The sequence below is a fragment of the Cellulomonas sp. Root485 genome (assembly GCF_001426705.1).
Taxonomy (GTDB): domain Bacteria; phylum Actinomycetota; class Actinomycetes; order Actinomycetales; family Cellulomonadaceae; genus Cellulomonas.
This window is the reverse complement of sequence record NZ_LMFC01000003.1, coordinates 320379-343512: the sequence shown is the minus strand read 5'-3', so window position 1 is coordinate 343512 and position 23134 is coordinate 320379. Positions and strand designations below refer to the sequence as shown.

Annotated in this window: 21 protein-coding genes and 1 pseudogene; 8 read left to right on the top strand and 14 right to left on the bottom strand. The window is 72.5% G+C overall.

All coding sequences use genetic code 11. The features are described from left to right. From ASD16_RS15315 to ASD16_RS22265, 3 genes and pseudogenes are all read right to left on the bottom strand, one after another. Positions 1-825 (bottom strand): alpha/beta hydrolase, encoded by an 825-nt coding sequence (locus ASD16_RS15315; RefSeq protein WP_055919274.1) that lies wholly within the window; start codon positions 823-825, stop codon positions 1-3. 159 nt (positions 826-984) lie between these two features. Continuing rightward, a pseudogene (locus tag ASD16_RS15310) lies at positions 985-1644 on the bottom strand (NADPH-dependent F420 reductase); the annotation flags it as partial. Continuing rightward, entirely contained in the window at positions 1626-2660 is a 1035-nt protein-coding gene (locus ASD16_RS22265; RefSeq protein ID WP_055919270.1) for an LLM class flavin-dependent oxidoreductase, read from the bottom strand. The gene ASD16_RS22265 and the pseudogene ASD16_RS15310, both read right to left, overlap by 19 nt. A gap of 82 nt (positions 2661-2742) precedes the next feature. Between ASD16_RS22265 and ASD16_RS15300 the strand changes: the two genes are divergently transcribed. After that, on the top strand, positions 2743-3237 hold the full coding sequence (locus ASD16_RS15300) for a putative immunity protein (RefSeq protein ID WP_055919268.1): 495 nt from the start codon (positions 2743-2745) through the stop codon (positions 3235-3237). 6 nt (positions 3238-3243) lie between these two features. Here the strand turns inward: ASD16_RS15300 and ASD16_RS15295 are convergent, their stop codons facing one another. After that, entirely contained in the window at positions 3244-3648 is a 405-nt protein-coding gene (locus ASD16_RS15295; RefSeq protein ID WP_055919266.1) for a GNAT family N-acetyltransferase, read from the bottom strand. Positions 3649-3659: 11 nt separating this feature from the next. Beyond that, the gene (locus ASD16_RS15290; protein WP_055919264.1) at positions 3660-5189 is read right to left on the bottom strand and encodes a hypothetical protein; all 1530 of its coding nucleotides are present in this window, start codon (positions 5187-5189) and stop codon (positions 3660-3662) included. A 231-nt stretch (positions 5190-5420) separates the two neighbouring features. Between ASD16_RS15290 and yiaA the strand changes: the two genes are divergently transcribed. Beyond that, positions 5421-5885 carry an inner membrane protein YiaA gene (gene yiaA / locus ASD16_RS15285; RefSeq protein ID WP_055919258.1) on the top strand — a complete coding sequence of 155 codons (465 nt, stop codon included), beginning with the start codon at positions 5421-5423 and terminating at the stop codon, positions 5883-5885. Positions 5886-5910: 25 nt separating this feature from the next. On the opposite strand, the gene ASD16_RS15280 is transcribed toward yiaA, so the two are convergent. After that, positions 5911-6348, bottom strand: a complete 438-nt coding sequence (locus ASD16_RS15280) for a hypothetical protein (protein ID WP_055919256.1) — start codon at positions 6346-6348, stop codon at positions 5911-5913. Positions 6349-6581: 233 nt separating this feature from the next. On the opposite strand from ASD16_RS15280, the gene ASD16_RS15275 reads away from it, so the two are divergent. Both ASD16_RS15275 and ASD16_RS15270 read left to right on the top strand, forming a co-directional pair. Then, positions 6582-9044, top strand: a complete 2463-nt coding sequence (locus tag ASD16_RS15275) for a hypothetical protein (RefSeq protein WP_055919252.1) — start codon at positions 6582-6584, stop codon at positions 9042-9044. A 94-nt stretch (positions 9045-9138) separates the two neighbouring features. After that, positions 9139-10023, top strand: coding sequence for an AraC family transcriptional regulator (locus ASD16_RS15270; protein ID WP_055919250.1), 885 nt, complete (start codon positions 9139-9141; stop codon positions 10021-10023). Here the strand turns inward: ASD16_RS15270 and ASD16_RS15265 are convergent. Then, complete coding sequence (locus tag ASD16_RS15265) at positions 10020-10580, bottom strand: DUF2510 domain-containing protein (protein ID WP_055919249.1); 561 nt, start codon at positions 10578-10580, stop codon at positions 10020-10022. The genes ASD16_RS15270 and ASD16_RS15265 overlap by 4 nt on opposite strands. Before the next feature lie 215 nt (positions 10581-10795). On the opposite strand from ASD16_RS15265, the gene ASD16_RS15260 reads away from it, so the two are divergent. Continuing rightward, positions 10796-11170 carry a PH domain-containing protein gene (locus tag ASD16_RS15260; RefSeq protein ID WP_055919246.1) on the top strand — a complete coding sequence of 125 codons (375 nt, stop codon included), beginning with the start codon at positions 10796-10798 and terminating at the stop codon, positions 11168-11170. 66 nt (positions 11171-11236) lie between these two features. On the opposite strand, the gene ASD16_RS15255 is transcribed toward ASD16_RS15260, so the two are convergent. The 3 genes from ASD16_RS15255 to ASD16_RS15245 form a co-directional block, all read right to left on the bottom strand. Next, positions 11237-12505, bottom strand: coding sequence for a cellulose binding domain-containing protein (locus tag ASD16_RS15255; RefSeq protein WP_055919241.1), 1269 nt, complete (start codon positions 12503-12505; stop codon positions 11237-11239). 152 nt (positions 12506-12657) lie between these two features. After that, positions 12658-13197 carry an AAA family ATPase gene (locus ASD16_RS15250; protein WP_055919235.1) on the bottom strand — a complete coding sequence of 180 codons (540 nt, stop codon included), beginning with the start codon at positions 13195-13197 and terminating at the stop codon, positions 12658-12660. A gap of 106 nt (positions 13198-13303) precedes the next feature. Then, the gene (locus ASD16_RS15245) at positions 13304-13873 is read right to left on the bottom strand and encodes a TetR/AcrR family transcriptional regulator (RefSeq protein ID WP_055919231.1); all 570 of its coding nucleotides are present in this window, start codon (positions 13871-13873) and stop codon (positions 13304-13306) included. A 130-nt stretch (positions 13874-14003) separates the two neighbouring features. On the opposite strand from ASD16_RS15245, the gene ASD16_RS15240 reads away from it, so the two are divergent. Together ASD16_RS15240 and ASD16_RS15235 are read left to right on the top strand one after the other, a co-directional pair. Continuing rightward, positions 14004-14840, top strand: a complete 837-nt coding sequence (locus ASD16_RS15240) for an alpha/beta fold hydrolase (RefSeq protein ID WP_055919225.1) — start codon at positions 14004-14006, stop codon at positions 14838-14840. A gap of 130 nt (positions 14841-14970) precedes the next feature. Next, positions 14971-15891 (top strand): cold-shock protein, encoded by a 921-nt coding sequence (locus tag ASD16_RS15235; RefSeq protein ID WP_055919220.1) that lies wholly within the window; start codon positions 14971-14973, stop codon positions 15889-15891. 25 nt (positions 15892-15916) lie between these two features. On the opposite strand, the gene ASD16_RS15230 is transcribed toward ASD16_RS15235, so the two are convergent. The 4 genes from ASD16_RS15230 to ASD16_RS15215 form a co-directional block, all read right to left on the bottom strand. Continuing rightward, on the bottom strand, positions 15917-17524 hold the full coding sequence (locus ASD16_RS15230) for a cellulase family glycosylhydrolase (protein WP_235523338.1): 1608 nt from the start codon (positions 17522-17524) through the stop codon (positions 15917-15919). Between the two features lie 141 nt (positions 17525-17665). Further along, positions 17666-18268 (bottom strand): N-acetyltransferase, encoded by a 603-nt coding sequence (locus tag ASD16_RS15225; protein WP_235523337.1) that lies wholly within the window; start codon positions 18266-18268, stop codon positions 17666-17668. Between the two features lie 82 nt (positions 18269-18350). Then, a complete protein-coding gene (locus ASD16_RS15220; protein ID WP_055919217.1) occupies positions 18351-21104 on the bottom strand; it encodes a glycoside hydrolase family 9 protein in 2754 nt (917 codons plus the stop codon). 265 nt (positions 21105-21369) lie between these two features. Next, on the bottom strand, positions 21370-22272 hold the full coding sequence (locus ASD16_RS15215; RefSeq protein WP_055919214.1) for a LysR family transcriptional regulator: 903 nt from the start codon (positions 22270-22272) through the stop codon (positions 21370-21372). A gap of 101 nt (positions 22273-22373) precedes the next feature. On the opposite strand from ASD16_RS15215, the gene ASD16_RS15210 reads away from it, so the two are divergent. Beyond that, on the top strand, positions 22374-23111 hold the full coding sequence (locus tag ASD16_RS15210) for an SDR family NAD(P)-dependent oxidoreductase (RefSeq protein WP_055919210.1): 738 nt from the start codon (positions 22374-22376) through the stop codon (positions 23109-23111). The last annotated feature ends 23 nt before the right edge of the window (positions 23112-23134 follow it).

Sequence of the window (23134 nt, the reverse complement as noted above, 5' to 3'; positions counted from 1 at the left end):
TCAGGCGGACGTGACGTTCGAGGTGGCGTGGGCGAGCGCCCACTCCAGCGCGCGGTCGGCGATCTCCTCCCAGCCGGGACCGGCGACCATGAGGTGCGGCCGGCCGTCGTAGGTCTCGTGCTCGGTGACGGTGCCCTCGCCCTTGTAGTGCTTCGCGTTCGACGCCTGCACCGCCGGCGGCATGATGTGGTCCTCGGAGCCCGACAGGAACAGCAGCGGCACCCGGTTCGGGTTGCTGAAGTCCACCCAGGCGTCCTGGTGACCGGGCTGCACGTTCGCCAGCACGGAGTCGATGAGCACGCGGCCCGACGCCGGGATGTGGTACCGGTCGTAGAAGTGCCGCGACTCCTCCTCGGTGTACGTGTTGGTGAACGCGTACGTCCACTCCTCGAACGACAGACCGACCGCCCGGTGGTGGTTCGCGGGGTTCTTCACGACGGGGAACACCGACTTGAGCTGCGACCACGGGGTGACCAGCACCCCCTCGACCGGCGCCGAGTTCAGCGCGACCGCCGCGCTGCCGTGCCCACGGTCGAGCATCAGCTGCAGGAACGTCCCGCCCGCCGAGTGCCCCATGAGGATCGGCTTGGTGGGGGTGTCCAGCGAGCCGATGAACTCGTCCAGGTGGTTCGCGATGGCCTCGACCGTGAGGTCGGCGATGGGCGTCGGGTCGGCCCGCAGCGCCTCGACCTCCCCCTCGAAGCCCGGGTAGCCGGGCGTGTGGACCGTGAACCCCTTGGCCTCGTAGTACGCCTTCCAGCCCTCCCAGGAGCGCGGAGTGACCCAGAAGCCGTGGATGAGCACGATCGTGTCAGGAGCAGTCATGACGCCACCTCGTTCGTCGCCGCCTGTCCGGTTGGTCCGGCCGGTTGGGGAGACTGTGGCACCGGCGCGCGGCGCGCAGTGGTCTACGGGTGCACCGTTCTGGCGCTGGAGTGCAGAGTCGGCGCTCAGGGATCCCATCGACGTCCGACGATGGTCCGCTCAGACGGGGTCGAGGCTCGCGCCGTCGACCAGGGCGGCGAGCGCGGAGGCGGTGACGTTGGCGCCGAATGCGGGGGTCCCGGGCTGCAGGCGTGCGCCGGTGCGGAGCGGTCCGACGACGACGGGGTCGAAACCGAGCCGCTCGACGAGGTCGGCGACGGCCGCGGTGTCGTCCGGGTCGTCTCCGGCGACGGCGATCGCCTTGCGCCCGGGCGTGCCGGCGGGCCGGGCCTCGCCGTCCAGGTCGTGGTAACCCATGTGGTTGAACGCCTTCACGACGCGCGACCCGGGCAGGTGCTCCTGGACGAGCTCGCTGGTGGTCGTCCGGGGGTCGGTGAGGTCGTCGCGGATGCCGTCGATCTCCCACCAGTAGTTCATCGCGTCGACGACGAGCTTCCCGGCGAGGGCGTCGACGGGGATGGTGCGGTACTTGCCGAGGGGCAGCGCGAGGATCACGACGTCCGCCTCGGTGGCCGCGTCGAGGGCGGTGACGGCCGTGGCGCCGGGGACGAGGACCTCGACCGTGAGGGCGATCTTCGCCGGGTCGGTCGAGCCCGCCACGAGGACGCGGTAGCCGGCGGCGACGGCCAGGCGAGCCAGGACCGTGCCGACCTTGCCGGCGCCGAGGATGCCGAGGGTGGTCACGCGTCCGCCACGAGGTCGCGGACCATCGGGATGACCTTCGTGCCGTACAGCTCGACGTTGCGCAGGCGCGCGTCGGCCGGCTGGGCGCCGGTGGTGTAGATGAGGTCGAACCGGCCGACCCCGAGCGCGGTGACGGCGCGGGCGATCTTCTGCGCCACGGTCTGGGGCGATCCGACGTACAGGGAGCCGTGTGCGACCTCGGCATCGAACTCCTCGCGACGCACCGGCGGCCAGCCGCGCAGCGCGCCGATCCGGTCGCGCTGGACGCGGTAGTGCGGCCAGAAGACCTCGACGGCCTCGTCGTCGGTGTCCGCGACGAACCCCGGCGAGTGCATCCCGACGGGGTGCGCGGTGGTGCCGAACTGCTCGGCCGCCCGTCGGTACAGGTCGAGGTACGGGGCGAAGCGCTGGGGATCTCCGCCGATGATGGCGAGCATGAGCGGCATGCCGTACTGGGCGGTGCGGACGACGGACTGCGGGGAGCCGCCGACGCCGACCCACGTGGTCAGGTGGCCGGACTCGGTCTTGGGGAAGACGTCGGCGTTCGTCAGCGCCGGGCGCGTGGTGCCGGACCAGGTGACCGGCTGCTCGGTGAGGAGCCGGGAGAACAGCTCGATCTTCTCCTCGAAGAGGACGTCGTAGTCGGCCAGGTCGTAGCCGAACAGCGGGAACGACTCGGTGAAGGAGCCGCGGCCGAGGATGACCTCCGCGCGGCCGTCAGAGATCGCGTCGAGGGTGGCGAAGCGCTGGAAGACGCGCACCGGGTCGTCGGAGCTGAGCACGGTGACCCCGGAGCCGAGCCGGAGGCGCGACGTCCGCGCGGCGATCGCGGCCAGGACGGTCTCCGGGGACGAGACGGAGTACTCGGGGCGGTGGTGCTCGCCCAGCGCGATGACGTCGACGCCGACCTGGTCGGCCAGGACCGCCTCCTCGACGACCTGCCGGATCGCGGCGGCGTGCGAGACGAGCTGGCCGTCGGTGCCCTGCGGGCGGTCGCCGAACGAGTCCAGGCCGAGCTGGAGCGTGGTCATGGGCGTCTCCTCGATGCGTCAGTAGTTGACAGTTCAACTGTACTCCGACGCGATCGATTCCTGCCGGGTGGTAGGAACGGGTGTGCCCATCCTCCCGACCCCGCGTGACCCCCGGCTGATCACGCTCCGACGCGGCGGGACGCTCACGGACGAGGACCACCGGCTGCTCGCCGGCTGGGCCCTGCTGTGCGCGGAGCACGTGCTGCACCTGTTCGAGGACGACCATCCGGACGACCACCGCCCGCGCGACGCGCTCGCGATCGGGCGCGCCTGGATCCGTGGAGAGGTGCCCATGAAGACCGCCCACGACGCCGCGTTCCAGGCGAACGCCGCGGCGCGCGGGCTGCCCGATCCGGCGAGGTTCGCCGCACTCGCCGCGGGCCAGGCGGTCGCCGTGGCCCACGTCGCCGCGCACGACCTCGGCGCGGCGGCGTACGCGATCAGGGCGGTGGGTGCCGACAGGCGGCTCGCCGAGCGGGACTGGCAGCGCGAGCAGCTCCCGGCCGCGGTCCGGGAGCTCGTCCTCGACGACCAGCGCCTCCGGAGCGCCATCTGCTGGCACGTCTTCGACGACTGACGCGGCTCACACCAGTTGCAGGAGTCCGGCCTCGCTGTGCTGCATCCCGCACGCCCCCTCGTAGAAGTCGACGAGGCGCGGCTCGTAGTCGGCGTGCAGCCAGTGGCACCCCGCCCGTCGCGACTCCTCCGCCGCGGCGGCGACGAGCGCCCGTCCCACACCGCGCCCCTGCGCGTCGGGTGCGACGCAGGTGTCCAGCAGGATCGCGTGGGCGCCACCGTCGCCGATCACGTTGACGAACCCGACGAGCCGACCGCCCACGCGAGCGGTGACCCAGGTGAGGCTGTGCTCCGCCAGTCGCTCTCGCCACGGGGTCGCACCGGGCGGGTGGCCGAACGCGACGGCGTGCAGCGCCTCGAGCTCGGCGTCCGCCAGCTCACCCCGCACCTGCAGGTCGAGCTCGGCATCCATGTCCGGTCCCGTCAGTAGAAGTAGCCGAGGTGGTCGACGACGACGTGCACGGTCGACGAGCCGCCGGTCACCGCGATCCGGCCGTCCGCACCGGCCGTGACGGTCGCCAGGTTGGGCGAGTCCTCGCCGCGCGCGAAGTTCACGACGGACGTCCCAGGCACCACACCGTCCCCAGACCAGCCGATGAGGTGCCCAGGGCCGGTCGACTGCGTGGCGGTCACGTTGACCACGTGCGCGACGGCTGCCTCCTCCTGCTCCGTCGGGCGCGGGACGACGAGGGTCTGCCCCGGTGCGAGGGGATGGTTGCCGACCCGCGTGTCGGCGATGCGTCGGGTGTCGGTGGGCCGGTACCGCAGGCCGGCGGGCAGAGAGCCGTCGTCGTAGAAGCCCTGGAGATCGATGATGACGTGCGTCCGCCCGCCCGAGTTGTTCTTGAGCGCGATACCGGGCCAGCCCATCGCGTTGAACGTGACGGGGACGACGGCGCGGTTGGGCACCGTCTGGCCGGGGACGAAGTTGACGTTGGAGACGCCGGGCGCGGGGGACTGCCCCGGCCAGGCGACGAGGTGGCCCGGCTGGGTCGGCTCGGTCGCGGTCACGTTCACCTCGACGGCGGTCACCGGGACCGACATGAGCGCGTAGAGCGGGATCCAGACCTCCGTGAAAGGGCCGAGCGGACCCTCTCCGAGCGGGCTGTCGCCGTCGGCGGCGTGCTGCAGACCGCGCTCGGGCAGGCGGGTGTCGAACAAGCGGAGCGAGGGTCCGGCGTAGTAGCCGACGCCGTCGACGCCGTCAGCGGTCGAGTAGAAGCCCTGGACGTCGGCGATGAGCTGGGTGAAGCCGGCGTTGTTGTGGAGCGACACCGTGCCGTCGGCACCGAGCGGGACGACGACCTGGTTCGGCCGGCTCGTCCCCGGGACGAGGTTCAGCGAGGACGTGTCGGGCAGCGGCTCACCGGTCGGCCACACGCGCACGTGCGTGGGCTGGGTGGACTCGGTGCCCGTCACGTTGAGGAGGACCGCGGACACGCCGTCGCCGGGGAGGGCGTCGGTGAGCCGGGGGTCGAACGAGACGACGCCCCCGGGTCCGACAGGGCCGACCGGTGCACCGAGCCCGATCCTGGTGTCGAGCGCCCGGAACGGGTCGATCGGAGTGAACTCGCCGTCGTGCCCGTCCGCCGGAGCCAGTGCCATGACCGTCGGTGCCGGCGCGGAGAAGTCGCTCTGCACGCCTCCGAACACGGCGCGGGCGCGGTAGCTGTACCGGACGCCGGGCGTCAGGTCCGTGTCCGTCCACGGCATCGTGACGTCGTGGGCGACCTCGGTCTCGGGCCCTGAGCCGACGGCACGGAACACGCGGTAGACCGTGCAGCACACCGCGTCCACGCGAGCGATCGTGATCGCCCCGCGCTCCACGCCCACACTGAGGAACGGCGCCTCGGGCGCTGCGACGGCGGTTGCCGCGCTCCCCGGGACGACGAGCGCCAGCCCGAGGGCGGCGGCGAGGGCGAGAGCGACGAGCGGGCGCCGACGAGGCTGCATGCCGGGACAGTACGGCACAGCGTCCTGCGCGCGGGGCCGAAACCAGGAGCAAGCGTGCAGGTGAAGGTCCGGGAGCGTTGCCGCGGCGTGACAGCAGCGATGCGCAGTCGTTGTGGAGAACTAGCCCGACCGAGGGGCATCTGACGACATGCTTGCCGTGGGCCGTCCCGGACCAGCACCATCAGGCCCGCGGCTGGCACGGCGCCACCCCATCGACCCCCGGAGCCTCACATGTCGCAGCAACCCGTCCCGGCCCGACCGACCGCGGCCTTCGTCGGCGCGTCCTGGGTCGCCCTCGCCATCGCGCTCATCGCCTACGGCGTCGGACTGTGGAACGCGGAGATGGACCCGGCGGAGAAGGGCTTCCTCGGCACGCTGCTGCTGCTCGGTCTGTTCTCCGCGATCGCCGTGCAGAAGTCGGTCCGCGACCGCGCCGAAGGCGTCCCCGTGACGTCGATCTTCCTGGGCCTGTCCTGGGCGATGGTCCTGACGTCCCTCGTGCTCGTCTCGACGGCCCTGGTCAACGCGCCCCTGGAGCTGTCGGAGAAGGGCTTCTTCGGGCTGAGCTTCACGATGGCGCTGTTCTCGGTGGTCGCCGTCCAGAAGAACGTGCGCGACCTGGCCGCAGCCGGGCCTGCACCCGCAGCGCCGAAGCCGGCCGTCGAGCCCGACGTCAAGGCGACCGTCTGGCAGTGAGTGCCCAGCGGACCGCCTGAGGGGATCAGGCCGGCGTGAGCTGGTCGGCCAGGTGGCGCAGGACCAGCCGGCCGGTCCGCTCCGACGGTGGGGTGATGGCAGGGGCGTACGACACCCGCCGGATCACCCGGCGGCCCGTCGCGTGGCGGCGGGTCAGCCAGCGCACGACGAGGATGTGCCCGACCCCGGGAACCGCGCCGTCGGGGAGCGGCGCCGTGACGACCTGGCGTGCACGGCCCTCGCTGCGAGCCCGCCGGGCGTGCTCCTCGACGAGGTGCTCGATGAGTGAGGCGAGGTTCCGGGGCGTGTGCGGCACCTGGTCCAGCAACGCCGTGAGCCCGTCCGGCGCCGGGTCCGCCGTCGCGTCCGTGAGCCTGCGCTGGAACGTCGCCAGCCGGTCGGCGGACCAGTCGTCGTCGTGCTCGGGGAGCGGGTCAGCGAGGGTGGTGCGGCTGCCGAACACGTGATGCTCCTCCTGGTGCGACGACGACGCGCTCCGCGCCGGGGTCGAGTGTGCGCCGCACCGGGGGCTGTCCGTGCCCGATTCGTCCCTTTGTCGCCCGATCGGTGGAGTCGGGCCCTCCGTCGCCTCGCCGAGGGGGTGAAGCGCAGGTCGTCGGTATCAGCCGATCGTGGCGCCCCTCCTGCCTACCGCACGGACGGCACGGTCCGTGCGGGAGCGCACCAGGAGGGGTCGTGGACTCCAGCAGGTCCGGCGGTCGCTCGATCGTGCCCGGCCGGCGCGCGGTCGCGTGGCTCTCGACGCTGGCCGTCGCGACGGCCGCGCTGGCGGGCACGACGCTGCTCGGGCGGGGATCGACGGCGGAACGCCTCGCGCTCGGAGCGGGGTCCGTGTGGGTCGCCTCGCCCGCGGAAGGGCTGCTGACCCTGATCGACGGTGCGTCGGAAGAGGTGGTCGCGAGCGCGCGGGTCCGCGGAGCCGGGCACGACCTCGGGGTCGTCCAGGCGGGCACCGACGCCTACGTGACCGACTCCACCGACGGCGCGGTCGCGCGCATCGACGGGGCGACGTTCGACGTGTCGGACCCGGTGCCGTTCGCCTCGGCCGGCGGCGGTGTCCAGGTGCTGAGCGGTGGCGGTGAGCTGTACGTGCTCGACCCGGCGGGGGCCCGCGCCCGGCTGGTCGACCCCCGCGCGCTCCAGGTGCGCACCGACCTGTCGCTCGCCGCCACGCCGGGCCCGGGCCAGTCCGTCGTCGACGACGCCGGGCGGCTGTGGCTCATCGACGAGGTGAACGGAGGCCTGACCTGGTTCGACGCGCACAAGCACGTGCTGCGCGACGTCGCCGGACCGGACGACCGGCTCGTGCTCGTCCAGGGCAGGCCTGTGCTCGTCGACACCGCACGCTCGCTCGTGCACACGCTCGACGCGGGCGGCCGGCCGGCGGTGGAGTCCTGCCTCGACGTGCGCGACGACGACGTGCGGCTGCTCGGCTCGTCCACGGGTGCGGAGCTGTACGCCGCGCAGTCGGCGACCGGCTCGTTCGTGACGGCAGCCGTCGGCCGCGACGACTGCGAGCAGGTCGTCGAGCTCGCGGAGCCGGGTGCGGCGGACTTCGGGGAGCTCGTGCAGTCCGGACCGTTCGTCTTCGTGCCCGACCGCGCGTCCGGCCGCGCGTCCGTGGTCGACACGCGCGACGGGGAGGTCACGCCGATCGACCTCGTCGACCCCGGGCACGACGTCGAGCTGGTCGCCGAGGGCGGCTTCGTGTTCTACAACGACCGCGACGGTGAGCGTGCGGGCGTCCTGAGCCTCGCCGACGGGGTGTGGAGCGTGTCGGAGGCGCTGCAGAAGTTCGACCCGGGGACGGGGGAGCCGCCGCCCGCCCCGACCCCGTCGGAGCCCGCGCCCGACGCCGCCCCGCCCGCCGAGCAGCCGCCGGCGGACGCCGCCGTCCCGCAGGCGCCGCCGACGACGACGCCGCCCGTCGCGCGACAGGCCGCCCCGCCCGCCTCGGGCGGCCGGCCCACCGGTCGGTCCGCGCCCGCCCCGGCCTCGTCGACGGCGCCGCCACCACCGGTCCTGCCGACGGTCGGACCGATCACCGTGACGCCCGCCGTCCCGATGCTCGGCGAGCCGGCGACGTTCACGGCGACGGCGGACCAGGCTGACGGCGCGACCTGGGCGTGGTCGATCGCCGCCGGTGCCGGCGCCCCCTTCGCCACCGGCGCGGACGCCGGGTCCTTCACACCGACGCTGCCCTCCGACCAGGGCCTCGCGTTCGTCGTGACGCTCACGGTCACCACCGCCGCGGGTGCGCAGTCGGCCGCGCCGCTGGCGGTCACCGCGACACCGTCGACCGTGCCCGTGATCTCGTCGGTGACCACCAGCGAGAGCGTCTACTACCCGTACACCGACGCGACCTTCACCGCCGTGCACTCCGACGTGCCACCGGGCGGGAGCCTCGCGTGGTCGATCACGCGTGACGGCGCGCCGTTCGAGGGGCCGGTCGCGGGGACTCCCGGCGTGCCGTACGCGACGTCGGTGGGAGAGCCGGGGCTGTACCGCGTGACGCTCACGATCACCGTCGACGGCCGCAGCGCGAGCGGCTCGGCCGACTTCAAGGTCGAGTACGTGTGCGGGCCCAGCCTCTCGCCGGACGTGATCGACCTGCGCGCCGCGACGTCGGCCGTCGTCACGGTCACGTCCGACTGCGTGGGGACCAACGTGTTCGAGGTCGCCGTCGCTCCGTGGCTGTCCGGGCCGGCGAGCGTGACGGTGCCCCAGGGCGGCTCCGGCACGATCACCGTCGTGCGGTCGACCGGCCAGCCCCCCAGCGACGGCGACCACCAGGACGCCGTCGTCGTCACCTACCGCTCGGGCAGCCTCGGCGTGATGGAGGGCAGGGCCACCGTCCAGGCGAACCGGTCGCCGGACATGTCCTTCCCGGCCGACGTGTGCCGCGACATGGGAGATCTCGGCATGGCGTTCTTCGCGCGGGTGTCGGACGACTCCATCGACAGCGTGACCCTCTCGATCAACGGGGCGAGCTACAGCATGGATCTGATCGGGCCGCCGGACGGCTACCGCGAGGTCGTCGACAAGGCACTCCTGGGCTCGGCGACAACCTGGCGGATCACCGCCGTCGACACCAACGGCCTCGCCAGCACCCTCGACGGCACGAGCCCCTGCTGGTGACCCAGGCTCCGCGCGAGCCCTGATCGCACCGGACCGCGATGATCGGGTGCGGCGGCGCGCGAGCACGCCAGGGTGGACACCGGAAGGGGGCACCGTGATCGCCTGGCTCAACCGGCTCGTGGACCTCGTGGAGGAGAGCCTCACCGAGGACCTCGACGTCGTCCGCGTCGCCACGTCGCTCGGGACGACCGAGTACCACCTGCGTCGCATGTTCTCCACGCTGGCCGGGATGCCGCTGTCGGAGTACGTGCGCCGCCGGCGGATGACGGTCGCGGCGGCCGACGTCGTCACCGGGTCGGGGGACCTGCTGGGCATCGCCGTCCGGTACGGGTACGGCTCGGCAGAAGCCTTCGGCCGGGCGTTCCTGTCCGTGCACGGCGTCAGCCCGGGACGAGCCCGGCGCGATGGCGGCCCCCTCCGCAGCCAGCCACGCCTCAGGTTCCGCCTGACCGTCGAAGGAGCACTCCCCATGGACGTCCGCATCGTCACCCGACCCGCCTTCCGCCTCGTGGGGCACGCCACGCGCGTCCCGCTCGTGCACCAGGGGGTCAACACCGCCATCCAGGAGCACGTCACGTCGCTGGCCCCGCAGGAGCACGTCCGGCTGAAGGGCCTGGGCGACACCGAGCCGCACGGTCTGCTCGCCGTGAGCGCCGACATCGACCCCGACCGGCGTGAGGGCACGGAGCTGACGTACGTGCACGGCGTCGCCGTCACGGACGCGGTGGAGGTCCCCGACGACCTCGACGTCATCCCCGTCGCGGCCGGCTCGTGGGCCGTCTTCCGTGCGGCCGGTCCGTACCCGAGCACGCTGCAGGCCGTGTGGGCCGCGACGGCGACCGAGTGGTTCCCGTCGAACCCCTGGCAGCTGCGTCCCGGGCCCGAGGTCGTCGCGGTGCTCGACCGCGCCGACGACTTCAGCACCGCCACGGTCGAGCTCTGGCTCCCGGTGGAGGGAGGCAGCACGGTCCAGCGCTAGCTGCTGACGGTGTCCCCGAGGTGCGACACAGCGGTGAGCGCGAGGACCGGACCGATGGCGAGAACGGCGAGCGCCACGACGAGCGCGGTCCCCACCCCGACCCAGGCGGCCGTCGTGAGCGCAGGAGCGCCCCGGAACGTCGCGTTCTGGTAGTCGCGCCAGGCCCGGACGCAGAGGAACCCGGCCCCTGCGGTGCCGACGAACCAGATCGTGTCCGTGCCGCCCATGGCGATGCCGACCGTCCCCGCCACCAGGAGCGCCACGAGGGCGCCACCGAACAGCAGGGCACCCCGGCGACGCAGCCTGAGTGCGTCGTCGAGCCGGTTGCGCCGGTACTCGGCGCCCTCGGTGACACGGTCGGCGAGGTTGAGGGACTGCCCGAGCCGGCCGGCGGGGACGCTGCCGAACGTCGACGCGGTGGCGGCGACCGGAACCGGGACCTGGACCGGCACGGCGGTCGGCGTGGTGTGCTCGGTCCACGCCGAGCCGTCGAACCACCGCAGGACCCCCGCGGTCGCGCCGTCGTCGTACCAGCCTGCGGCGGGGAGCGATGTCATCCGTCAATGGTCGCAGCGCGCGTGTGTCGCCCCCGCGAGATCAGCGGCCATTCACCCGGACGCGGCGGTGGTGCCGGGGGCGAGCCCCGATCGACCTGTCGCTCGTGTGAGCCCTTGGTCCCAGGAGGACTCGCTGTAGAGCCGCGAGCCTGGACGCACGCGCCTGGACCATCGTCCGGTGCTCCCGTACCGCCACCGCGATCCAGGAGAGACCCATGATCGACTTCGCCAACGCCGCGTTCGTCAAGCTCCACCTCCGGGACTCGGCCGAAGCCCACGCCGAGCTCGCGGACCTACTGCTCCACGACGAGCAGGTGTACGTCGCATTCCGCGGTATGCGCGACTCCGTCACTTTCACGTCGAAGCGGATCCTCGCGCTCAACGTGCAGGGCATGACCGGGAAGAAGAAGGACTACACGTCGCTTCCGTACAGCCGCATCCAGGCCTTTTCCGTCGAGACCGCCGGCACGTTCGACCGGGACACCGAGCTGGAGCTGTGGTTCAGCGGCCTCGGTCGCGTCAAGCTCGAGTTCGGCGCCAGCGTCGACATCCGCGGGCTCGGTCGGCTGCTCGCGGAGCGCTGCCTCTGACTGCCCGGCTCAGCCGACGGACGCGGGGATGGCTCGACCGCCCTCCCGAGCGGCTGCCCCGCATGTTCACGAGCTCGTGCACGTCAGGGTCGGCGTCGGGGAGGTGCCGCTGCCGAGCAGCCCGAAGGTCGTCGTGCCGCCGGTCGGCAGCTGGCCGTTCCAGGTCGCGTTGCGGACGACGACGAGGTCGCCCTGGGTCGTCACCGTGCCGTTCCACACCTGGTCGACACGCTCGCCGGACGGGCGCCAGCTCACGCTCCAGGACGTCGCGGCGGCGCCGGCCCGGACGGTCACCTCGCCCTGGAACCCACCGGGCCAGAAGTTCACCGTGCGGTAGGTCGCCGAGCAGCCACCGGTGGGGGGCGGCGTCGGGGTGGCGGTCGGCGTGGGCGTCGGTGTGGGCGTGGGTGTCGGGGTCGGGGTGGCGGTGGGGGTGGGCGTCGGGGTCGGGCTCGTCGACGTCAACGAGCTGAAGAACCGCCAGATCTCCCCGGGGACCCACGACTGCTGCTGCCCACGGTCACGCGCGTCCCACTGGTGGTCGCTGTCGGACGCGAGCCAGACCACCGGGAACCCGTCGCGGCACGTGTAGGCCGTCCGCGTGTGGGTACCGCTGCCCGCGGCCGGCTCGGGCGCCTGCTGGGCCTGGCACCCGTTGTTCCGCAGGGCGCGGTCCCGCAGCGCGCGGCCCTGCGAGATGTTCAGGACGCTGTCCACCACCCCGTGGGAACCCAGGTACGCGATGGGCTGGGTCCCACCGGCGCACCCGGACAGCTGGGCACCGTTGAGGACCGCGACCGCACGGAACACGTCGGCCCGGGCGCACGCCAGGGCGTTGCTCATGCCGCCGCCGTAGCTGAAGCCCGTCGCGAACCGTTGCGTCGTGTCGATGCACAGGGCGGACTCGACGGAGCGCAGCACGGCGTCCACGAACGTGACGTCCTGGCCGTTGGTGTTGGGCCAGGCGTTGTCGATGCCCTGCGGGGCGACGAACACCGTGCTGCCACCTGCGAGCGCCTTGAGGCCGTAGAAGCCCTGGTTCACCACGTCCGCGGCTGTGCCGTGCCACCAGTGCAGCCCCACGACGAGGCGGTAGGGACGGTTCGGGTCGTAGCCGGAGGGCACGTCGAGGCGGAACGACCGGGACACGCCGCCACTGGTGAGCGTGTGTGTACCGGTCGCCAGGCCCGCCGGCCGGCCGCAGCCGACCGTGGACGCGGCCGCGAGGGCTCCCGGCGTCGCGGAGGCGGGTGCGGTCAGACCACCGAGGGCGAGCAGGGCGGCGGCGGCCGTCAGCAGGAGCCGCCGGCCTCGGGACGGGGTGGGGTGTCGCATGGTGTCGCTCCCTCCAGCAGGGTCCCCGGCCGCGCTGCCGGGGATGGAACCAGCGGGACGACGCTCGCTGACTGCGGAGAATGTATCGATAAAAGCGCCGCGCCGAACGGGTGCTAATCGGTTCACGTCCGAGGCGTGCGCGTGCCGTCGGCTCAGCGGATCCGAGCCTCGTCCAGGTGGTCGCGGATGAAGCCCACCGTCTCCGCGACCGTCCACCCCGTGGTGTCGACGTGCAGCCCTCCGGGCGTCTCGCGGGCGGCGGTCGCGAACTCCTCCGGGGTCCAGGCGCCGTACCCGCGCTTGTGCCGGGCGGCGTCGCGTGCGGCGAGCGTCGCAGCGTCGGGCGTCAGCACGACCGCGTAGCAGGGGCGGGTGCGCACCTGCTCCGTGAAGCGCTCCAGATCAGGCCCGAGCAGGATGTCCTGGACCACCGCGGTGATCCCCGCGGCGGCGTAGGTGTCCGCGGCCTGCGCCGCCAGGGTGTGCCTCAGGTCGAGCTGGGCGCGTCCGGCCGCAGACAGCGGTGGGGCCATGGACGCCTGGCCGCTCACGACGAAGCGTCGGAAGATGTCGCCCCGCACGTGCGCGGCCAGCGCGAAGGACCGGGCAAGCGCGTCGGCGACGGTCGACTTCCCGGAGGCCATCGCCCCCGTCACGACGAGGACGGCGGCCGGCTCGGCGAGGGGCGGCATCGTGGAACCGTACGTGCAGACCCCCTCCGCGGACGACGTGATTCAGCGTCTGGCCGAGTAGGCAGCCCGTATGGCGCCGTCCGTCGACATGCGCATGCGAGCGCGCTCAGCGGGGGCCGAGCGCGGCGGCGACCAGGACGTCGGCGGCGCGGCGCGCCTGCTCCGCAGCGTCGGCGCGGCCGGCGATCGCCGCCGTCGTCTGAGCCCCCTCGGCGAGCAGCGCGAGCTGCGACCCGAGCGACTCGTCGGCACCTGCCTCGACGGCGAGACGTGCGATGTCGTCCTGGAAGGACTGCTTGTGCTCGCGCACCGCACCCGCGACGGCCGGTGACGTCGCGCCGAGCTCGCCGAAGGCGTTGACGAAGCCGCAGCCGCGGAAGGTGTCGTCCCGGAACCACGCCTCGAGGAAGTCGAACACGGCGAGGAGGCGCTGACGCGGGTCCTCGAGCCCGGCCGCCGCCTGCGCCAGGCCGCCCTCCCACTGCTGGTGGCGCGACGCGAGCACCGCGAGGACGAGCTGTTCCTTGCTCGGGAACTCGGCGTAGAGGCGCTTGAGGGAGACGCCCGCGGCGGTGCGCACCTCGTCCATCCCGACGGCCTGGATGCCGCGGGCGTAGAAGAGCGCGTCGGCCGCCGCAACGATGCGCTCGCGCGTCTCGCCCACCGTCTCCGTCATGCCCCACCCTCCTTCGCCGGGGCGTCACCCGGAGTTCATGCCCGGGCACTTGCGCCGAGAACGCTCGTTCTCTAGTGTAGGCGACATCGACGGAGAACGAGCGTTCTCCCCGGATGAGATGAGGGACGTCATGGGTCGCATCACGGTCGGTACGGAGAACTCGGTCGACATCGAGCTCCACTACGAGGACAAGGGGACCGGCCAGCCCGTCGTCCTCATCCACGGCTTCCCGCTCGACGGCAACTCGTGGGAGGGCCAGACCGCCGCGCTCCTCGACGCCGGCTACCGCGTCATCACCTACGACCGCCGGGGCTTCGGCCAGTCGAGCCAGCCGTCCGTCGGCTACGACTACGACACGTTCGCCGCCGACCTCAACACCGTCCTCGAGACCCTGGACCTGCACGACGCCGTCCTCGTCGGCTTCTCGATGGGCACCGGTGAGGTGGCGCGCTACCTCGGCACCTATGGCTCCGCCCGCATCGCCAAGGCCGCGTTCCTCGCGTCCCTCGAGCCCTTCCTCACCCAGACGGACGACAACCCCGACGGCGCGGTCCCGGCCTCGTTCTTCGAGGGCATCTCGGCGAGCGTCCGCGCGGACCGGTACGCCTACTTCACGGGCTTCTACCAGGACTTCTTCAACCTGGACGAGAACCTGGGCACCCGCATCAGCGAGGAGCAGGTCCGACACGCATGGGACGTCGCCGCGGGCTCGGGCTCGATCGCCTCGGTCGCCGCACCGCTCACGTGGGGCACGGACTTCCGCGCCGACATCCCCCAGGTCGACGTGCCGGCCCTCATCCTCCACGGCACGGCCGACCGCATCCTGCCCATCGACGCCACGGCCCGCCGGTTCACCACCGCGCTGCCGGCGGCCGAGTACGTCGAGATCGAGGGTGCGCCGCACGGCCTGCTGACCACCCACACCGCCGAGGTCAACGAGGCACTGCTCGCGTTCCTCGCGCGCTGACCTGCGCACTCCCCGAGGCGCCCGACCGTCCGGTCGGGCGCCTCGTCCGCTCGACGGCGCTGCCACGACCCCGGGTTCTGTCAGGGACACTGGGTGACAGCAACCTGAGCTCGTCGAGAAGGAGTCCACCGTGCCCGAGGGAACTGTCCGCTGGTTCGACGCCGAGCGAGGCTTCGGCTTCCTCTACCTCGGGGACGGGGCCGACGACCTGTTCGTGCACGCGTCCGAGATCGTGGGCGACGCCGACGTGCTCCGCGAGGGGCAGGTCGTCGAGTTCGAGATGGGCGAGGGTGACCGCGGCCCGCAGGCCCGCCGTGTCCGGATCACGGGCGACCACGCCCCGGACGCACTCCTGGGTGTGCTCGGCACGGTCTCCTGGTACGAGCCGGGCAAGGGGTACGGCTTCGTCACGCCCGACGGCGGTGGTGCGGAGATCTTCGTGCACAGCTCGGCCATCGTGGGCGGCGGCGTGATCTCGGACGGGCAGCGCGTGGCGTTCCTCGTCGTCGAGGGGGACAAGGGGCCGCAGGCGGACCACCTGCTGCCGCTCGGGGCGGAGGCCGCCGGGCGGCCGCGGGCGTCCGACGGAGCAGACGGCACCGTGTCCTGGTACGACGGGGAGAAGGGCTTCGGGTTCGTCACCCCCGACTCGGGCGGCGAGGACCTCTTCGTCCACGTCCGCGCACTGCCCTCGGGGGTGACCGAGCTGTCCGAGGGCGATCGCGTGACCTTCGACGTGGGCACCAGCGAGAAGGGTCTCCAGGCCCGCAACATCCGGCTCGTCCAGGGCGCGCCCGCGGCGCCGGGCCGCGGACGGTCGGGTCCCCCGAGGGAGTCCGGCGGCCCGGTGCGCGGCGGCGAGGGCGTCGTCGCGCGCTACGACGCGGAGCGCGGGTTCGGCTTCATCACCCCCGACGCGGGGGGTGCTGACCTGTTCGTGCACGTGTCGGTCGTGCGGGGTGCCGACGCGCTGCAGGAGGGCGACCGGGTCCGGTACCAGGTGCGCCAGAGCGACCGGGGACCCCAGGCCGACGGCGTCGAGCGGGTCTGAGAGGCGGACCACCCGTCGGGTTCAATCAGGAACCCATGATGGCGTCGATGATGCCCTGCTGGGTCACCGTCGCCGAGCTCCGGTCGAACAGCGCGAACCCGTACTGGCCGTTGTGGCCGTTGTCCCAGTAGGCCGTGGCCGCACCGTACTTCTTCGCCGTGGCGACGAGGGTGCGCGCGTAGTCGGCGCGGTACCTGTTGTTCGACGAGTCGAACGCCGTCTTGTCGATCGAGCCGTACTCGCCGATGAACACCGGGTACCCGTTGACGACGAACTTGTCGTACATCTTCTTCAGCTGAGCGTCCATGAAGTCCTGCTGACCCCACGTCGACTTCTTCGAGGCGTTGGTCGCGTTGGGGCCCCACTGCGTGATGGCGCCGCTCTCGGTCCCGGTGAAGTCCCACGGGTCGTAGTAGTGCGCGGAGATCATGAGGCGCTTCTCGTTGCTGGGCACGGCTGACGACCGGTACTGGTCGGTCGGCACGACGAAGCCGTAGCTGCCGGCCGTGTAGTCGATGTTGGTGTTCCAGCCGGGCACGAGCAGCCACCGGGAGGTGTTGTTGCCGCCGGTCTGGCGCACGGTGTCGACGAAGACCTGGTTGTACGCGTTGATGTTGGAGTAGCACGGCTGCGTGGGAGCGCCGTACTGCCCGTCGAAGTTCTCGTTCATCGACTCGAGGATCAGGCGCCCGCCGTAGCCCTGGAACGTCGACGCCACCTGCTGCCAGACCTTCTGGTACTTGGCCTTGATCGTGTCCTGCCCGGACGCGTCGCAGATGAGCCAGGAGCCGCTGACGCTCTTGTAGCCGTCACCGTGCATGTTGACGACCACGTACAGCCCGCGGTCGTAGGCGAGGTCGACGACCTCCTTGACCCGGCCGAGCCAGGCGGGGTCGACGGTGTAGCTCGGGGCGGAGCCGATCTTGCCGAGGTAGGAGACCGGGATCCGGATCGTCGTGAAGCCGGCGGCCTTGACCCGGTCGATCAGTGCACCCGTCACCACCGGGTTGCCCCACGCCGTCTCGCTGGGCACCCCGTTGATGTTGGCTTCCAGCTGGTTGCCGAGGTTCCATCCCTTGCCCAGGCCGGCGACGAGCTGAGCGGCGCTGCCCGTGACCGGTCCGGGGGTCGGTGAGGGCGTCGGCGTGGGCGTGGGCGTGGGCCGTGGGGTCTGGGACGGGGTCGCGGACGGCGACGTCGAGGGAGAGCTGGACGGGGTGACCGGGCTCCCGGTGCACGCGACACCGTTGAGCGTGAACGCGGTCGGTACGGGGTTGCTCCCGGTCCACGCGCCGTTGAAGCCGAACGACGCAGTGCCGTTGGTGGCGACGGTCCCGTTCCACCCGGCGTTGCGCACCGACACCGCCGCTCCGGACTGGGTGACGGAGCCGTTCCAGAGCTGGCTGACGGTCTGGCCGGCGCCGAAGGAGAAGCGGAGGTCCCACCCGGTGATCGGATCGCCCAGGTTGGTCACCACCACGTTGGCGCCGAAGCCGCTCTGCCACTGGTTGGTCACCGTGTAGTCGACCCGGCAGCCCGCAGCGGCGCTCGCCTGGCCGGAGACCGCGATCGATCCGGTGATGGCGACGACGGCCGCGGTGGCCAGGGTCAGGACCTTGCGAAGTGAGTGCACGGAAGGGAGCCCTTTCAGGAACGGGTCCGCGCACGGATCGCGGCGACGCATGTCAGCGACGGCGCAAGCCCACCAGACGGACGTCGCCCGCGCAGCCTTGTGAAGCGATTCACGTCGGGGCGCTCCCGGTCGCGCGGGTGGTCAGCCGGGAGGTCTCGTGCCTGCGAGGTCGACACGCATGACCGGCCGGCTGGGGTAGGTGCGGCCGATCTCGTGGAAGCCGGCCGCCTCGAACATCGCGAGCGTGCCGGTGAACACGGCCGAGCCGGAGACCGTGGCGGCCCGGAGCCTCGTGACGTCGACCGGGTGGCCCTCCACGACGGACGCCCCGTGGCCACGGGCGTGCTCGACGGCGGCCACCAGCAGCGCCGTCCCCACCCCTGCGCCCCGGTGCTCCCGGCGGACCGCGAAGCAGGTCACCCACCACGCCCCGGGATCGTCGTCGAGCAGGCGTCGCAGCGCCCGGTTCCCCACGACGCCCGGCAGGGTCGCTCGCGGGACGACCCGGGACCACCCCGCCGGGCTGCCGTCGACGTAGGCGACCAGACCTACCGGGACCTCCGCCGCCTCGATCTCGCGGTGCAGCTCGTCGCGGTTGCTCGGCTGGTCGTGCGTGCGGAACCGCTGGCACCAGCACGAGTCGGGTGCGGAGGCGCGGGCGCCGAACGCCGCGACGACGTCGGACCAGCGGTCCGGGGTGGCGGCCTCGACCCGCACGTCGCCGGGATCCGCAGACGTCGTCACCGCGCCATCGTGTCACCAGGCCCAGACGAGGGCCGCCGGTCAGCTGACCGGCGGCCCTCGCCGCACTTCAGGTGACTGTCGCTCAGGCGCAGGGCGCCCCGTTCACCGTGAATCCCGTCGGCGCGGAGTTCGTGCCGCTGTACGAGCCGTTGAAGCCGATGCTCGTCGAGCCGCCGGCCGGCACGGAGCCGTTCCACGCCGCGTTCGTCACGGTCACGGCCGAGCCCGTCTGGCTGTAGGTCGCGCTCCAGCCCTGCGTGACCAGCTGGTTGCCCGGGAAGGTGAACGCCAGCTTCCATGACGTCCACGCGGTCGACCCCGTGTTCGTGAGGGTGACGTTCGCGGTGAACCCGTTGCCCCACGAGTTCGCCGAGTACGTCACCTTGCAGCCGCCGGGCGGCGTGGTGACGGTCGGCAGGGTCCGGAACGCGACGGTGGTCGAGACCGACGAGAGCTGCCCCGCGGTGTCCTTGGCCCGGATCGCGAACACGTGGTCCGTGTCGGCGGTCAGCCCGGTGAGCGTCGTCGAGGTGCTGGTCGACGTCGCGACCACCGTGGACGTGCCGTTCTGGATGCGCAGGACGTCGTACCCCGCGACGCCCTTGTCGTCGGTCGAGGGCGTCCACGTGAGCGTCGCACCCGTCTGGGTGATGCCCGAGACCACCGGCGTGCCGGGTGTGGTGGGCGGCTGGTCGACCGGGTCGCCTCCGGTGGTCGTCACCGTGATCGACGACGACGTCGAGGACAGCTGGGCGCCGTTGCGGGCCGTGATGACGAACGTGTACGCCGTGCCCGCGCGCAGGCCGGTGACCGTGGCAGAGGTCGCGGTGGTCGTCGCCATGACCTGCAGCGAGTCCCCGGCGACGCGCACGACGTCGTACCCGGCGATCCCGCTCTCCGCGTCCGTGGACGGCGACCAGGTGAGCGTCACGGACGTGTCACCCACGGCGCTCGCCGTCGGCGTTCCCGGCGTGCTCGGCCGAGTGGTGTCGACCGCAGGGGTGCTTCCCGCGTGCTCGGCCGCCCAGCTGGCCAGCCACGCCAGCGCGGAGTTCCAGTTGATGGCGACCTCGTTCACCGAGTAGGCCTCGATGTGGTCGACGAAGCACTTCATCGCTGCGCAGCCGGCGGCCTGCGCCGCGGCGATCGGGTCCTGGAGCTCGCTGTTCGGGCCGCCGGAGAACGAGCCGGGCGGCGCGATCGGCAGGGACGCGTTCGCCTGGTGCGCCCAGAACCGGTGGTGCACGTTCTGGACCGCCTTCTCGCCGTAGCCGGCGATGTAGGACTGGTTGAGCGGGTTGCGGCCCTGGAAGTAGTCGAGCGCGGCGTACACGCCGGTGCGGTACTTCGCCTGCCCGGTGAAGTCGAACGCGAGCGCGAGGGCGTTCGCGTTGTTGGCGACCTGGCCGTTCGAGCCCCAGTAGTAGACGCTCCCGGCGTTGTTGGGCGCCGGGTACGCCTGGCTCGTGGCGCGGGCCAGAGCCGCGTCGGCGAACGTCACGATGGCCGCGCGCGTGGCGGCCACGTCCGACGACGGGAGCCCGGTCGGGACCAGCGCGAGCGTCGTGTCGCCGAGGCCACCGGTCCAGCCCCAGTCGTACCCGCGCTGCGCGAAGCTGCCGCCCTTGTACAGCGACGACCCCGTGACATCCGCGCGGTAGGTGCTGGAGCCGGTCGTCGCGTAGAGCTCGGCCGCCGCCCAGTAGAACTCGTCCGTCACGGACGTGTCGCCGTAGGCGCCGCCACCCGTGCCGTCGTTCGCGGACGCGATCCGGTTCGGGTTCGCCTTGGCGGCGGTGTACGCGGTCTGCGCCGCGGCGAGGGCCTTGGCGGAGAACGTCGGGTCGAGCGTCTTCCACAGCCGCGACGTCTGCGCCGCCACGGCCGCCATGTTGAGCGTCGCCGCGGTGCTCACCGGCGACAGGAGCCGGCGCTGGCTGTCCTGCGCGGGGATCATCGGCAGGCCGGTCCAGTTCTCGTCGTGGATCTTGTGGTGCACCATCCCCGCGTCCGTGCGGCCGGCCGGCACCTGCATCCGGAGCAGGAACTCGACCTCCCACCGCGCCTCGTCGAGGATGTCGGGCGCACCGTTGGCGCGCTCCGGGATCGCCATGGTGCCGTCGGCCAGCGCCGACTTGTCAGCGCCCGCGACGTAGAGGGTCCGCTCGTAGGCGTTCTGCAGCTGCCACGTGGCGATGCCGCCGTTGACGACGTACTTGCCCTGGTCGCCCGCGTCGTACCAGCCGCCGCGCACGTCCAGGCTGTAGCCGCACGACTGCCGGCACGGGACGCTCGTGTCGCCCTGGTTCGGCGCCACGCCCAGATGACCGGCTGCGCGCGCGTAGGTGTTGCCGACGTACTGGGCGTCGATCGCGATGCCGCTGCGCTGGTGGTAGAAGAACGCCAGCGAGTCGTACCGCAGCCGCTTCACCGGGTCGGCAGAGATGTCGAACGGGTAGCTGCTGGCATTCGCCGCGGACAGCACGTAGCCCGAGCCCGGGGTGTCGAACGTCGAGAAGTCGATGAGGTGCGTCGAGTCGCCGGACAGGGCGTCGGAGCCCTTGACCGTCGACTGGCCCGACGCGACGACCGTGCCGGCCGCGTTCCGCAGCGTCCACGCCACCGGCGAGGTCGACGAGCTGACGAGCGTCGCGACCTTGGCGACCCCGGGGACGTACGCGACCTGGTTGACCTTGACCGGAGAGCCGGGGTCGGTGGCCGCAGCGGCGACCTGCGGCGCGGCGACGAGGCCGGAGACGGCCAGCGCAGCCGCGACCGCCAGGCCGGCGGTGCGCCGCCGGGGGAGCTCTCGGCGACGGTGGGTACTCGGTGACATGGCAGTCCTCTGCTGGGCGGCGACGTGGTGGGCGGCGATCACCACGCACGGCACCGTCCCGGCGCTGGGACACGGGCCGTCGCGGGAGCGCTCGGGCCACGCTAGGGCCGGATGCGGGCCTGTCCGGCCGGCGCCGGGCGTCGGAATCGATTAAGCGCGGTCGTTCGTGCTCGTTCCAGAACGCGTGCACCTCGTCGACGGGCACCGACCAGTCGAGGGGGCGAACGCCCGAGGGACAGGGTCTCCGCGCAGGTGGGCGGGGCAGTCAGGTGCCGGGCCCACGCTCCGTGCCTGCTGCTGTCGGTCGATCGTGCGGCGCGCCGTACAGACGCGACGCGGTGCGCACCAACCCGGCCACGCCGGACGAGACGCTCTGCGGCGGCCAGGCGATGACCGTCGTGACCCGCGCAGCGTCGGAGACCGGCACGACCGCCAGTCCGTCGCGCACGTTGACGCGGGCCGACTCCGGCATCACGATCGCGGCGCGGCCGAGCCGCACCAGCTGCAGCACCTGTGTCAGGTCGCGCAGCTCGGGACCTGGCCCGTCGGGATAGGTGCCGTCGAGCCGAGGCCAACGCGGCAGAGGAAGGTCGGGGATCGACGTCGCCTCAGCGACGGTCAGCGACGTCACGCGGCTCACGGGATGGTCGGCGGGCAGGATCAGGACCTGGCCCTCGACGTTCAGCCGGTCCACGTCGAAGCCGCTGATGTCGTCGAAGGGCTGGTGTAGGATCGCGACGTCGGCGCGCCCGTCGCGCAGCATGGGGCCTTGGTGGCCCGGCGGGCTCAGCACCACCTCGACGTCGACGGCATCCGGTTCGGCGGCGTACGCGTCGAGCAGCTCGGCCATCAGCTCGCTGGACGCGCCCGCCTTGGCCGTGAGCACCACGGACGCCCGGCCGGCCGCCGCGATGGTGCGGCGGGTACGCCGCTCGGCGGCCTCGACCGCAGCGAGAGCTGCCCGACCCTCGCGCAGGAGGGTCTGGCCGGCGCTCGTGAGGGTCATGCCGCGGGGAGAGCGGATGAACAGGTGAGCCCCGATCCGGCGTTCGAGCCGGGCGATGGCCCGCGACAGCGGAGGTTGGGCCATCCCGAGGCGCTGGGCCGCCCGGCCGACGTGCGACTCCTCGGCGACGGCGATGAAGTAGCGCAGCTCGCGGGTCTCCACACGGGCAGCGTACGCGGTTGGCCTCGCGTCATACCGTTGCGGTATCGCGCCGCACCTGATCGGTGTTGGAGAGCGTGACGTGGCGACAGCACGATCGACGCATGACCGAGAACAGCACCGCGAAGAAGAAGACAGCGCTCGTCACCGGCGCCAACAAGGGCATCGGCTACGAGATCGCCGCTGGGCTGGCCCGGCTCGGGTTCCGCGTCGGCGTCGGTGCGCGCGACACCGGTCGCCGGGACGACGCCGTGCAGAAGCTCCGGGCCGAAGGGCTCGACGTCTTCGGGGTCGCGCTCGACGTGACCGACGACGCGAGCGTCGCCGCGGCCGCTGCCCAGCTGGAGGAGACGGGCGGCCTCGACGTGCTCGTCAACAACGCGGCCATCACCGGTGGCGTGCCGCAGGAGCCGAGCAAGGTCAGCGCCGACCAGGTCCTGAGGGTCGTCGACACGAACGTCGTCGGCGTCATCCGGGTCACCAACGCGATGCTGCCCCTGCTGCGTCGAGGCGAGTCGCCACGCATCGTCAACGTGTCCAGCACGGTCGGGTCGCTCACCCTGCAGACGGCCCAGGCCGAGGCCGTCGGCCCGATCTCCGGCGCGTACTCGCCGACGAAGACCTACCTCAACGCCGTCACGATCCAGTACGCCAAGGAGCTCGCCGCGACCGGGATCCTGGTCAACGCCGGCTGCCCCGGGTACGTGGCGACCGACCTGAACGGCCACCGCGGGACGCGCACGCCCGAACAGGGCGCCGCCGTCTTCCTCGACCTCGCCACGTTGCCCGACGGCGGGCCGACCGGCACCTTCCGCGACGACACGAGCGCCCAGCCCTGGTGAGGTAGACGATGGCGCGCGGCCGC